We start from the raw sequence: 12172 nt of genomic DNA, 5'->3' as shown, positions 1-12172 counted from the left end.
TCCAGCCACCGTGACCGACGCAGACGAGCCAGGCGTGGACGGGGCAGCCTCACCTGCGGAGCCAGGTGATCTCCCCGGGTGGCTGGCCGCCCTCGACCGGGTTCGCGCCGGGTCCGATCGCGTGGCCGAGTGGTGCGGCTGGATCGCGGCCCGGCTGATGCTGGTGATCTTCACCGTCGGCATCTTCAACGTGATCCTGCGATACGTCGGTCGGGCGACGGGCCAGACCCTGGTCTCGAACCTGTGGATCGATACGCAGTGGCAGTTGTACGCGCTGGCATTCCTGCTCGGCTTCCCCTACGGCATCAAGCACCAACTGAACCCCCGGGTCGACTTCTGGTACGCCGACTTCAGCGCCCGCCGCAAGGCGCTGATCGACGTGGTGCTGCACACCCTCCTCCTGCTGCCCTTCTGCATCCTGGCCATCCAACTGACCTGGCCCTTCGCCGCTCGCGGCATGGGCCGGGGGTTCGACGGGACCTGGTCAACCTGGCGGCTCTGGGAGGTGTGGGAGACCTCGGCCAACCCGGATGGCCTTCCGGTCGGACCCATCAAGCTGATGATGACGGTCGGCTTCGTGCTGTTCGCCGTCCAGGTCCTGGCGGAGATCATCCGGAACGTGGTGGTCATCGCAGGCCACGAGGAAGTCCAGGTCGTGGATCCCGACCAGCCGCTGAGGGTGGAGTAGCTCGATGGGGCGAGCGTTCTGATGGACCTGGGCGTCATCCTCGCGTTCGTGATGTTCGGCGTGTTCCTGGCACTGCTGCTGATCGGCTACAACGTCGCCTACTGCTTTGCCGGCACGGCGGTCATGTTCACCTTCATCGGTGACCTGGCCGGGGTGTTCGACCCGAGTTCGCTGGCCCTCCTGCCCTCCCGGTGGTTCCCGACGCTGTCCAACCAGACCTTGCTGGCGATCCCGTTCTTCGTCTTGATGGGCGCCGTCCTGGAGCAGTCCGGCGTCGCCGAACGGCTGCTGCGGTCCATCGGCCTGGTCATGGGCAACCTCCGCGGTGGCGTGGCCATCGCGGTGATCATCGTCGGCACCCTGTTGGCCGCGGCCACAGGTGTGGTGGCGGCGACCGTGATCGTCATGGGTCTGCTGAGCCTGCCGACCATGGTCAAGTACGGGTATGACCACAAGTTGGCGACGGGCGCGATCGTGGCGTCGGGGACGCTCGCCCAACTCCTCCCGCCGAGCCTGGTCCTCATCCTGCTGGCACAGCAGATGAACATCTCCGTGCTCGGACTCTTCCGCGGTGCGCTGCTCCCCGGGCTTCTGATGGCTGGCTTGTACATCGCCTACGTGGCGGTGGTTGCGTGGCGTCGCCCCGACGCCGCGCCGGCCATGCCGCAGGAAGAGCGCGACAAGGTGGCCGGCATCCACATCGGCCGCGAGGTCCTGGTCGCGATGGTCCCGCCGGTCCTCCTCATCGCCGCCGTGCTGTACGCGATCTTCGGTGGCATCGCCACCCCGTCGGAGTCAGGTGCCGTCGGGGCCCTGGGCGCCCTGGTCCTGGCGACGGCCAACCGCAAGTTGTCCTGGGAGATGATGCGGAAATCCCTCCGCTCGACCGCCGACATCGTGATCCTCGTGATGACGCTGCTCTTCGCCTCGACCTTCTTCGCGCAGGTCTTCGAGCGGCTGGGTGGTCAGGACCAGGCCACCCGATGGCTGTCGAGCATCGGCGGAGGCAAGTGGGGATTCGTCGTCGTGGCGATGATCGCGGTGTTCCTCCTCGGGATCAATCTGGAGTTCCTCGAGATCACCTTCATCGTCGTCCCGATCTTCGTGCCGGCCATGCTCGCGCTGAACTTCACCGAAGCCGACTTCATCTGGTTCACCGTGCTCATGGCGATCAACCTCAACATGGCCTTCATCTCGCCGCCGGTCGGCTTCAGCCTCTTCTACCTGCAAGGGGTCAAACCGGACGAGGTCAGGACGGCCAGCATCCACCGGGGCGCGCTGCCCTTCATGGGCCTGCAGATCGTCGCGCTCGTCCTCGTCGCCGCGTTCCCGGCCATCGTCACCGTCCTGCTCTGACCCATCACGATCCCTGCCCCGTCCACGCCCTACCCCCTCCACCCCACCCACCGTCAACTCGAGAAGGAGCCCCCATGTCCGATGACACCACCCCCACGGCAGCCCCCGTCCCGTCCGTGACCGACCCGATGGCAGCACTCGCCACAACCTCCGCCGCCCCGGCGTCCCGACGGCGGTTCCTCACGATGGCCGGCATGGCCGGAGCAGCCGGGCTGCTGGCCGCCTGCGGCGACGGCTCGACCGATGATGAGGGGGACGGTGCCACCGAGGACGCGGGCGCCGACGGCGAGGACACCGCACAGGCCGAGGGCGGCACCTCGGGCGGACTCGACCTGACGGGCGGCGAGGGCCCTGAGGTCAGCTGGGACATGACCACCAGCTGGCCGGCCGGCCTGGAGACCCTGTTCGGGACCGAGGAGAACGGTGTGGGAGCGGTCGGGTTCGCCCAGGTCGTCGGCCAGCTCTCCGGCGGTCGGTTCAGCATCAACGCCGTGCAGGCCGGTGAGCTCGCCGGCGCCCTCGAGGTCGTCGACGTCCTGCAGTCCGGTGCCGTGCCAGCCGGCCACACCGCCTCCTACTACTACCTGGGCACCTCCCCGGTGTTCGCCTTCGGGACGGCTGTGCCGTTCGGCCTCAACTACCGCCAGCAGCACGCCTGGCTGTACAGCTACACCGACGACTCCGGTCGGCGGGGCCTGGATGTGCTCCGCGAGGTGTACCGCGAGTTCGGGATCATCAACTTCCCGGCCGGCAACACCGGCACCCAGATGGGCGGGTTCTTCAACGTCGAGATCAACAGCCTGGCGGACCTGCAGGGCATCGTCATGCGCATCCCCGGTCAGGGCGGGGAGATCATGAGCCGGCTTGGTGCGACCACGCAGAACCTGCCCGGCGGTGAGATCGCGCAGGCCCTGCAGACGGGTGCAATCGACGCCGCCGAGTTCGTCGGACCGTACGACGACAACACCCTGGGACTGGGCGAGGCCGGCGACTTCTACTACTACCCCGGCTTCTGGGAGCCTGGCGCGACGCTGGACGTCTTCGCGAGCCTCGAGGCCTATGACGAGCTGCCGGAGTCCTACCAGCAGATCCTCGACCTCGCCGGCGAGCTCAGCCACACGCGGATGATGGGCTTCTACGACAGCCTGCAGCCGGCATCCCTGGAGCAGATCCGGGCCGACGGTGCCGACGTGCGTCCCTTCCCCGACGACGTGCTGGCGGCCGCGAAGGAGGAGTCAGAGGCGCTCCTCGACGAGCTGGCGGCCTCCGACGAGGCGTTCGCGACCGTCCTCGAGCACTGGCGTCCGTTCCGGGACGCCGTGACCGCGTGGCACAGCACCGCGGAGTTGGCGTTCATGAACGCCGCTGCCCCCTCCTCCTAGTTCTCGCTCGGATCACCGGCTGACGCTACCGCTGCTCTGCCCGGCCGCGGTAGCGTCGCCTGCATGCGCACCGAGCCGTTCACCGAGGAGCTCGACCAGCTCCGCTCCACCGTCCGCCAGTGGGTCCAGAGCGAGATCGCGCCGAACGTGGAGGAGTGGGAGGCCGACGGCTTCCCCGACAAGATCGTGCGGCGCGCCGGGGAGCTCGGATTCCTCGGCCTGACGGTCGCGGAGGCCTACGGGGGGTCGGGGGCTGACTACTGGGCCACCGCCGTGCTCGGCGAGGAGCTCGGCCGGTCGGGGTTCGGTGGCCTACCGATGGCGCTGGCGGTCCAGACCGACATGGCCACGCCACCAATCGAGAAGTTCGGGACGGAGCATCAGAAGCAGCACTACCTGCGACCGGCGGTCGAGGGCACCAAGATCGCCGCCATCGGCATCTCCGAGCCCGAGGCCGGTTCCGACGTCGCCGGTGTGCGAACCCGCGCCGTGCGGCACGGCGACGGGTGGGTGCTCAACGGCGCCAAGACCTACATCACCAACGGGACACGAGCTGACTTCATCACCATGGTCGTCCGGACCAGCGGTGAGCCCGGGGAGCACGCAGGGCTCTCCCTCATGCTGGTCGACACCGACCTGCCGGGGTTCAGCGTCGCGAAGAAGCTGGACAAGCTCGGAATGCGCTCCTCCGACACCGCCGAGTTGTCCATGGTGGACGTCCCGCTCGGTCCCCATGCGCTGCTGGGCGAGGAGGGCAAGGGCTTCGAGCAGATCATGTGGCAGCTGCAGGGCGAGCGGCTGATCAGCGGGTTCCAGGCCCTCGGGACGGCGCAGGACCTGCTGGAGCGGGCGCTGGCGTACGGGCGCGAGCGCCACGCGTTCGGCCGGCCCATCGCGTCGTTCCAGGTCCAACGCCATCGGCTCGCCCACGTGGCCACGCGGATCGAGGCGTACAAGCGGATGCTGTACGTGGCGGCCGACGCCTGGAACCGCGGTGAGTACCCGACCCTGCTCGTGGCCCAGGTGAAGCTCGCCGGCGCGAGGCTCGCCCACTGGGTGGCCGATGAGGTCATGCAGCTGTTCGGCGGGTTCGGATACGCCGAGGAGTCGGGCATTCCCCGCCTCTGGCGCGACATGCGACTCCCGCGGATCGGCGGTGGGGCGGATGAGGTCCAACTCGAGATCATCGGGAAGATGCTCGAGGCAACCCCGACCCTGCCGCGCTTGGGCACGCCCGATCGCAACGGTCGGCGCGACCCCGACCGCTTCCACCGGCCAGGGGCAACCGCAGCCGGGTCCGACGAGCACGGAGGCGGGCTGCAGCCGCTGTACACCGCCGAGCACGACGCCCTCCGTGGGACCGCTCGTCGGTTCGTCGCCGAGCGGATCAGCCCCCACGTCGAGGAGTGGGAGCAGCGCCGGGACTTCCCCCGCTCGCTGTTCGCCGAGGTCGGCCAGGCCGGGTTCTTCGGCCTCAAGTTCGACGAGGCGTACGGCGGGTCCGGTCCGGACTTCGTCGCACAGTCGGTGTGGGTCGAGGAGCTGGCGCGGGCCGGTGCCGGCGGATTGGCGGCGGATCTCGGCTCCCACAGCGACCTGGCCGCCCTCTACGTCGCCCGCGCCGGCTCGGAGGAGCAGAAGCACCGCTGGCTGGTCCCCTCCATCGCGGGAACCGTCATCGGTGCGCTCGGGATCACGGAGCCGGACGCCGGGTCGGACGTGGCCGCCACCACAACCCGTGCTGTCCCGGACGGCGACGACTGGGTGATCAACGGCGCCAAGACCTACATCACCAACGGATCCTGGTGTGACTACGTCGTGGTCTTGGCGACGACGGATCCCGCTGCCGGCCACGGCGGCAAGACGCTGTTCGTGGTCGAGGCCGACACGCCGGGCTTCGAGCGCCGCCGCCTGTCCATGTTGGGCTGGCACACCTCCCACACCGGTGAGCTGAGCTTCTCCGACGTCCGCGTGCCCGACAGCCACCGGCTGGGCGAGGTGGGTGCCGGCTTCTACGCCGTCATGCAGAACTTCGCCTGGGAGCGCGTGATGATGTCGCTCGGGGCGACCGCGGCGGCGGAGATCGCGTTGGAGGGGGCCATGGCCTACGGACGGCAGCGGCACGCCTTCGGCCGCCCGATCGGCAGCTTCCAGACGTGGCGACACACCTTCGCGGACTTCGCGACCCAGATCGCGATGGGACGCGCGCTCACCGAGCAGGCACTGCGCGTGATGCTGGCCGGTCATGGCGATGCCGCGGTGGTGGCGGCGAAGGCCAAGCTGTTCACCCAGCGGCTTGCCGTCGAGGTGACGGACGCCTGCGTGCAGATCCACGGCGGCGCCGGCTACATGACGGAGTTCCCAGCGCAGCGCTGGCTGCGCGACGCACGGCTCGGCCCCATCGGCGGCGGCACCGATGAGATCATGTGCGAGATCATCGGCCGCAGTCTGGCCGTCTAGGCCGCAATCTCCCTACAACCCCGAGTCGCGGGCGGACTGGGTGCGTGGCTCCCCGTCCAGGGCCCCCAGCGAACAGGCGATCTCGCGGTCGCCGCCACTCCAGGAGTCGGCCGTCGGGTACAGCGGGGTGACCAGCAGGCTGGTATCGGCGAAGTCGATGCCGACGTAGGACTGGAAGGCCGGTCCCTGGCAGAGGAGCTGGGTCTGATCCTGGAGGGACTGCTCTCCCGGGTACGTCGCGCCGTCACCGAAGGGCAGGACCTGGCTGGCGAAGATCTCCCCGACGTGCGGCTGGCTGCACGGTCCCGGAGCCACCGACCCGACCGTCGCCGGCTGTGCGATGGCGGCCAGGCACGTCCCCGGAACCAGGCTCGGGTCGCCGCCGGGAGGTGGCGTGTCCGCTGCGGGGTCGCCTGCCACGCCGTTGTCCTGTGCCGGGTCGGCGGGAGGTTCTGGCGGTGGGGGTGGTGGCGGAGGAGGTGGGGGCGGAGTGTCGTCCGTGCCTGGCTCCTGTGGCAGAGCGGGTGGCTCGGCCTCCGGGGCCGGGGGCGTGTCGGGAGCGGGCTCGGTGGCCAGAGGCGTCTCCGCGGGTGTGGGCGTCGGGTCCAACTCACCGGGCTCCGATGTCGGGACGGGCTCCGTTGCGACGGGAGGCTCCGGGTCGGGCGTCGGTGAGGCCGGCTGGGTGGCCGTCGGCGACTCGACCGCCGTGCCGCCCGGCGCGGAGGGGTTGGTCTCCAGGGTGACCGAGGTGTCGTTCGCGCTGCTCAGGGCGAACCCGGCCGCCAGCAGGATCACGATGATCGCGCCAGCAAGCCCACCCATCACCTGGTCCGAGAACTCCTCTCCGACCCCTCGCGCCGGGCTGCCCGTCTCGGAGTCCCCGGCGTTGTCGACCGACTGCTCACGCGTCGGGGCGACCTCTGGATCCTCTGCCGTCATCCGCCTCAGCGTAGCCCTGGACCGGCTGGCATCGTCCGCGGCCCGCCGGTGTGGAGGTGGTGGACTGCAGACACCGGATGCCTAGACGAAGAAGCGGAACTTGCTGGCCAACTCCGCGCTGAAGGCCATGATGACGGCCAGGTAGAAGTAGCCCGTCGCAGCCTGGATCGACCGGCCGCCCTCATTGGTCAGCCTGATGAGGAACGCGGCGATCACGAAGCAGATCGCGACCAGGCCGCCGGCCAGCAGGACCGTGAAGTTGTCGGTCTGCAGGAAGGGCGAGAACTGGGTGGAGTCCGCCGGAATCGGGTTCATCGCACTCAGGCCGGCGGCGACGGCGGCGGCGACGGTCCCTCCGGCGAACCACCGGGCACTGTTGACCATGAAGCTGTTGGACAGGCGGCGCTCGACGAGATACCAGTGCCCCAGGAGGAGTCCGTAGAACGCCGATCCCAGGAAGATCGCGCCCAAAGCCAGTTCCGCGAGGCCTCGGATGACGGCATCGTCGCGCAGGGTCGCGAACAGCGGCAGTGTCACCACGCCGGCCGCGGCCGCGACCAGGCCAACCCATCGGCTCACGGACTGCTGGCCGATGACCAGCAGCACCTGCCACACCACGAGCAGGCCGGTGAACGCGGCAAGCGCAGTCGACGTGGCGCCGGCACCGGTGCCGACCAGCGCCCACGCGCCAGCCGCGCAGAGGACGAGGAAGACACCGGTGAGCAGGAAGAATCCTCGACGGACCTCACCCCAGACGCCGCCTGCCCAGAGGACCACAGCTCCGCCGACTGCGGTCTGGAGCAGGATGACTGACATCACACCGGCGGGGCCGGACATCGTTGGTTCACCGTCCTGGAGAGTCGCGCCAGCTGGTGCCGACGCCGCTTGAGTGACACGGAGTTGCTTGACAGCTTGCGACGACCGTGCCGGTCCCGCACCCGCCTGGTTGCGAGCGACTGGCATGTCCCGCACCATCTGGGGCATTGGGCGGTGGAGCCGACTGCTCACCCGATCGCACAACCGAGGTCCCGAATGTCGAACGCATCGTCCACCACACTCCCTGATCCCGCCGCTCTCGTCGGCACGACCGGCTCGGTCGAGCTGACGGTCGCAACCGGCGACACCGCCATCGCGCTGGGGTCGGGGGACGTCGAGGTCCTGGCGACCCCCCGGGTCGTCGCCCTGGCTGAGGAGGCGGCCTGCGCCGCGCTGGCCGGCTCGCTCGATCCGCAGATGACCACGGTCGGTGTCCGGGTGGAGCTGGACCACATCCAGGCGAGCCAGGTGGGCTCGATCGTGGTGGCGACCGCCACCGTGACCGCGGTGGAGGGCCGGAAGGTCGACTTCGCACTGTCGGTGATGGAGGAGGAGGCCGAGGTGGCTCGTGGCAGCCACCGGCGCGTGATCGCCCGCCGCGAGGTCTTCGCCACCTGACGGCGGCCGAGCCGCTACAGGCTGGTGAGGTAGCGCAGGAGGGTACGCACCCCGAAGCCGGTGCCGCCCGCGCTCAGATAGGCCCCGTCCGTGGCCTCCCGGAAGGCCGGGCCAGCGATGTCCAGGTGCGCCCACGGCACCTCGTCGCCGGCGAAGTGCTTGAGGAACAGCCCGGCGGTTATCGTCCCCGCGTGACCGGGCTTCCCGATGTTCTTCAGGTCGGCCACCGTCGACTTGAGCGTCTCGGTGTAGGCCTCGACAAGCGGGAGTTCCCAGATCTGCTCGCCCGCCGCCTCGGCGGCGGCCTCGAGCGCACCGACCAGCCCCTCGTCGGTCCCCATGATCGCGGCCACGTCGTCCCCGAGGGACACCACCTGGGCACCGGTCAAGGTCGCCAGGTCGATCAACACGTCGGGCTCCGACTCGTTGGCGTAGGCCAGCGCGTCGGCCATCACCAGTCGGCCCTCCGCGTCCGTGTTCATCACCTCGACCGTCGAGCCGCCCCGGTGCACCAGGACGTCACTGGGACGGGTGGCTGAGCCCGAGGGCATGTTCTCCGCCAGGGCACACAACCCGGTCACCTTTGCCGACACGCCTGTGGCCGCACAGGCCGAGAGCGTTGCGGCCACCGCAGCCGCACCAGCCATGTCGCACTTCATCGTCAGCATGGACTTCCACGGCTTGAGCGAGAGGCCACCCGAGTCGAACGTGATCCCCTTCCCGATGATCGCGACGTGGGTCTCCCACCCGTCGGGCTCGTAGGTGAGCTCAACCAGTCGAGGTGGCTCCGAGGACCCCCTGCCGACGCCCATGATCCCGCCGAAGCCGCCCTCGACCAGCTCGTCCTCGTCGAAGATCTTGACCGTCACGCCCGAGTCGGCGACCAGCTCGCTCATGGTCGCGGCGAGCGTCGGAGGCCGCTTGTGCTCCGGCGGGCAGTTGACCATGTCGCGCGCCGCGCTCACCGCTGTCGCCACAACCGCCGCACGGGAAACCGCGTCAGCCGCACCCTCGACGTCGCTGATGATCACGACGCCACTGACGGTCGGGACCTCGTGGGGCTTCTTGCGGTACGTCGTGTAGGCGTAGGCGCCCAGTCCGGCACCCTCCGCGATGGCCTGGACCTCCTCCACGGACCCCTCTGCGAGAACGGCGACGGAGCTGTCCTTCGGCGCGTTGCGGACCGCGCGGCCCGCGGCCTTGCGCAGCGCTTCGGCGTCCGGCGACTGGCCCGTCCCACAGAGCACCAGCAGGCGACCTCCGACTGGAATGCGCGCGACATCGCCAGCTTCGCCGGTGACGTCGACTGCGGCGATGGCGGCGGCCAGGTCGACGCCGAGCGACTCCCCGAGCGGCGTGAGGATCGCGGCTCGGGCGTCCTCGTCGGCAGGGATCAGGGCGGCGATCGCATCAGCGTCGGCGTCGGTGAGTGGGCCGGTGGTGTGGGTGAGGCTGGTAGTCACGTCGCGCAGGCTACCCTCCCACTCCATGAGCAATGCCGACGGGCCAGGCGACGGCGTGTCGACCGAACCGAAGCCGGTGGACCTCCGGGACTACGTGGAGTTCGACGTCGACGGGCCCACGTCGCGACGGGCCATGCTGACGGACGTCTTGGCGCTGGACGTGATCTGCCTCGAGCCACAGCAGACCGTCGAGGCACGGACGTTCGAGACGGCTGACGCCGTGTACACCGTCCTCGGCGGCCAAGCCTGGGTCGTGACCGACGACGGCGAGGTCACCCTCACGGCGCTCCAGGCGATCCTGGTTCCCGCCGGGGTTCCGCACGGCTTGCGAAACCTGTCCGCGGACCCGCTCATCCTGCAGGTCGTGACCAGCCCGCCGGACGAAACCCCGGTCCTCGCGATCGGGGCCAGTCCCGTGGCCATCGCAGAGCATGAAGCAGAGGCGGCCCGGCCAGGGCTCGTCGACCGACTACGTCGCACCCTTGGGAGTGGATGATGCCAACTGTCAGCACTGGAACAACGATCACGATGCGCAGCACCGTCGCGGATGACGACCGGCCAACTGGCGCGCCGGCTGACCGGGAGGGCACCTACGGGACGGGAGCCATGATCCGCGATGTCGAGGAGGTGTCGCGCTTCATCTCGTCGCTGATGATGGGAGAGGGGTCCTACCCCGAGGTGGCTGCGGTGAGCCTCGAGCATCACTTCGCCGTGCCCGTCGGCAGTGCCGTGGAGTTGCGGGCGACTGTCACCGAGGCCAGCAGCCACAAGATGGTCACCGACGTGGTCATCAAGGCCGGAGATCGTGCGGCCGCCTCGGCCACGCTCACCCAGACGCTGCCGGAGTCCGGTTAGGAGATCTCCTCCGGTCGAGGCACCAGGTCGAAGGTCGCGTTGAGCGTCCCGCCGTCAGGCAGGCGGAGGTCGAACTCGCCGCGATAGCGGGCCTCGGGGACGGCGACCTCGATCTGGAGGTTGCCGGAGACGGCCCGCACGCGGGGCCCGGTCCCGACCTGGACGTCGACGATGGCGGCATCGGTCACCGCATCGCACGCCTGGTCATCGGCGCAGGGCGGGTCCTCGATGCGGAGCTCGGCTCCCTCGACCAGGACGTCCGGGTTCTCGAAGACGATGACGACGAGTTCGCCGTTCACGTCCTCGGTGATGATGCAGACGTCGTCGTCCGGGCCATCGTTGATGTCGCAGTCGCTGAAGTTGACCTCCGGCAAGCCGTCGCTGACGGCGACCTGCCGATCATTGAGGCGTCCCGAGAACTGCACGCCACTCCGTCCGTCTCGTGGATCGGGAAGGACATCGCCGGGTGTCTCCCCGCATGCGACGAGCAGGACCAGCAGCAGGACGGGAACGACGCGAAGAAGGCTCACGACCCACGGTTGTACCCGTAACCATGACACTTACCCCGCTCCCGGCGGATAGACGGCACGCTTGGACCACCACGGCAGCACGTGTTACGGATACCTACGACTGACGTACTAAACTGTCACAGGTGACTCATGTCCCAGGAGATCGTCGGTGAAGGCCAGGTCAGCGCTCTTCACCGTCTTCGGCGACCTGGTCCGACCGGCGGGAGGGGAGGCCTGGCTGTCAACGCTGACCGCATGCATGGAGACGCTCGACTTCTCCGCCCCCGCCGTGCGGACGGCCCTGCACCGAATGACGGCGGAGGGGTGGGTCGAGCCGCGAAAGGCCGGTCGGTACGCCGCGTATCGCTTGACGGAGAAGGGCGTTGCGCGACTGGAGGAGGCGGCCACACGCATCTATCGGCTCAAGGGCCAGGAGTGGGACGGCCGCTGGCGGCTGCTGCTCTGCCCGACGTTGCGGGACGGTGACACGCTGGCCGCGCTCGAGTGGCTGGGATACGGACTGGTCCAGGACGGTGTCTGGGCGCACCCGCATCCGCATCCCGAGAGTGCTCGTTCCCTCGTGTCCGGGGTACCGGGGCTCGAGTCGTCGGTCGAGTGGCTGGACGAGGTTCTGGTCGAGGACAGTGCGGCGCTGGCCGCCCGGGCCTGGGAGCTGGAGGAGTTGCGAGACGGGCACACGGCATTCCTGGAACGGTGGTCGGGCGTCACACCATCCGCTGAGCCCGGGGAGGCCATGGGGATGCGCTTGCGCCTGATCCACGAGTGGCGATCGTTCTTGTTCCAGGACCCTGGGTTGCCGACGGACGTGCTGGGCGAGGACTGGCCGGGCGCGGACGCCGCTCTGGTCTTCGCCCGCGTGTACGAGCAGCTCCAGCGGCCGTCGTGGCGCTTCTACGTCGAGCAGCAGGAGTCGGTCCCGGCAGAGGGGCCGGATCTGACGGTGATCGCCGATCACAACCCCTTCGCCAAGGGCCTGTCGGTGATGCAGCGCGGCTGATCGGTGGGCCTTCCTGGGGCGCCGGGCGCGCAGCGACCGGAACCACAACCGGCTAGCATTCACGG

General features: G+C 69.3%; 12 protein-coding genes. 8 read left to right on the top strand and 4 right to left on the bottom strand.

Going from position 1 to position 12172, the window contains the following annotated elements:
* Positions 1–10: 10 nt before the first annotated feature.
* The 4 genes from C1746_RS10260 to C1746_RS10245 all read left to right on the top strand — a co-directional run bounded on the left by C1746_RS10260 (position 11) and on the right by C1746_RS10245 (position 5886).
* On the top strand, positions 11–688 hold the full coding sequence (locus C1746_RS10260; protein ID WP_162867603.1) for a TRAP transporter small permease subunit: 678 nt from the start codon (positions 11–13) through the stop codon (positions 686–688).
* Positions 689–709: 21 nt separating this feature from the next.
* A complete protein-coding gene (locus C1746_RS10255) occupies positions 710–2044 on the top strand; it encodes a TRAP transporter large permease (protein WP_116714497.1) in 1335 nt (444 codons plus the stop codon).
* Positions 2045–2118: 74 nt separating this feature from the next.
* Entirely contained in the window at positions 2119–3426 is a 1308-nt protein-coding gene (locus C1746_RS10250) for a TRAP transporter substrate-binding protein (RefSeq protein ID WP_205711804.1), read from the top strand.
* 63 nt (positions 3427–3489) lie between these two features.
* The gene (locus tag C1746_RS10245; protein WP_116714496.1) at positions 3490–5886 is read left to right on the top strand and encodes an acyl-CoA dehydrogenase family protein; all 2397 of its coding nucleotides are present in this window, start codon (positions 3490–3492) and stop codon (positions 5884–5886) included.
* Positions 5887–5898: 12 nt separating this feature from the next.
* Here C1746_RS10245 and C1746_RS10240 read toward each other — a convergent pair whose 3' ends face one another.
* Both C1746_RS10240 and C1746_RS10235 read right to left on the bottom strand, forming a co-directional pair.
* Positions 5899–6828: a septum formation family protein gene (locus tag C1746_RS10240; protein ID WP_116714495.1), complete on the bottom strand. Its 930-nt coding sequence runs from the start codon at positions 6826–6828 to the stop codon at positions 5899–5901.
* 81 nt (positions 6829–6909) lie between these two features.
* On the bottom strand, positions 6910–7665 hold the full coding sequence (locus C1746_RS10235; RefSeq protein ID WP_116714494.1) for a hypothetical protein: 756 nt from the start codon (positions 7663–7665) through the stop codon (positions 6910–6912).
* 195 nt (positions 7666–7860) lie between these two features.
* On the opposite strand from C1746_RS10235, the gene C1746_RS10230 reads away from it, so the two are divergent.
* Positions 7861–8262, top strand: coding sequence for a thioesterase family protein (locus C1746_RS10230; RefSeq protein WP_116714493.1), 402 nt, complete (start codon positions 7861–7863; stop codon positions 8260–8262).
* 14 nt (positions 8263–8276) lie between these two features.
* Here C1746_RS10230 and C1746_RS10225 read toward each other — a convergent pair whose 3' ends face one another.
* Entirely contained in the window at positions 8277–9725 is a 1449-nt protein-coding gene (locus C1746_RS10225) for a leucyl aminopeptidase (RefSeq protein ID WP_205711803.1), read from the bottom strand.
* Positions 9726–9750: 25 nt separating this feature from the next.
* Here C1746_RS10225 and C1746_RS10220 point away from each other — a divergent pair, with 25 nt between their 5' ends.
* On the top strand, positions 9751–10221 hold the full coding sequence (locus C1746_RS10220; RefSeq protein WP_116714491.1) for a cupin domain-containing protein: 471 nt from the start codon (positions 9751–9753) through the stop codon (positions 10219–10221).
* A gap of 32 nt (positions 10222–10253) precedes the next feature.
* Positions 10254–10580, top strand: a complete 327-nt coding sequence (locus C1746_RS10215) for a thioesterase, FlK family (RefSeq protein WP_116714490.1) — start codon at positions 10254–10256, stop codon at positions 10578–10580.
* Here C1746_RS10215 and C1746_RS10210 read toward each other — a convergent pair.
* Complete coding sequence (locus C1746_RS10210) at positions 10577–11110, bottom strand: hypothetical protein (protein ID WP_116714489.1); 534 nt, start codon at positions 11108–11110, stop codon at positions 10577–10579. The two genes, C1746_RS10215 and C1746_RS10210, sit on opposite strands and share 4 nt — an antisense overlap.
* Before the next feature lie 148 nt (positions 11111–11258).
* Between C1746_RS10210 and C1746_RS10205 the strand changes: the two genes are divergently transcribed.
* Complete coding sequence (locus C1746_RS10205) at positions 11259–12107, top strand: PaaX family transcriptional regulator (RefSeq protein WP_116714488.1); 849 nt, start codon at positions 11259–11261, stop codon at positions 12105–12107.
* Positions 12108–12172 lie beyond the last annotated feature (65 nt).

Source organism: Euzebya tangerina (assembly GCF_003074135.1).
Taxonomy (GTDB): domain Bacteria; phylum Actinomycetota; class Nitriliruptoria; order Euzebyales; family Euzebyaceae; genus Euzebya; species Euzebya tangerina.
Note: the sequence above shows the minus strand (reverse complement) of the source record. Positions and strands in the feature narration are given on the sequence as shown.

Bases quoted from the DNA above. Each gene is read 5' to 3' on its own strand.
- C1746_RS10230 (WP_116714493.1), top strand. From the start codon at position 7,861: ATGTCGAACGCATCGTCCACCACACTCCCTGATCCCGCCGCTCTCGTC.
- C1746_RS10235 (WP_116714494.1), bottom strand. From the start codon at position 7,665: ATGTCCGGCCCCGCCGGTGTGATGTCAGTCATCCTGCTCCAGACCGCA.
- C1746_RS10255 (WP_116714497.1), top strand. From the start codon at position 710: ATGGACCTGGGCGTCATCCTCGCGTTCGTGATGTTCGGCGTGTTCCTG.
- C1746_RS10215 (WP_116714490.1), top strand. From the start codon at position 10,254: ATGCGCAGCACCGTCGCGGATGACGACCGGCCAACTGGCGCGCCGGCT.
- C1746_RS10240 (WP_116714495.1), bottom strand. From the start codon at position 6,828: ATGACGGCAGAGGATCCAGAGGTCGCCCCGACGCGTGAGCAGTCGGTC.
- C1746_RS10220 (WP_116714491.1), top strand. From the start codon at position 9,751: ATGAGCAATGCCGACGGGCCAGGCGACGGCGTGTCGACCGAACCGAAG.
- C1746_RS10250 (WP_205711804.1), top strand. From the start codon at position 2,119: ATGTCCGATGACACCACCCCCACGGCAGCCCCCGTCCCGTCCGTGACC.
- C1746_RS10245 (WP_116714496.1), top strand. From the start codon at position 3,490: ATGCGCACCGAGCCGTTCACCGAGGAGCTCGACCAGCTCCGCTCCACC.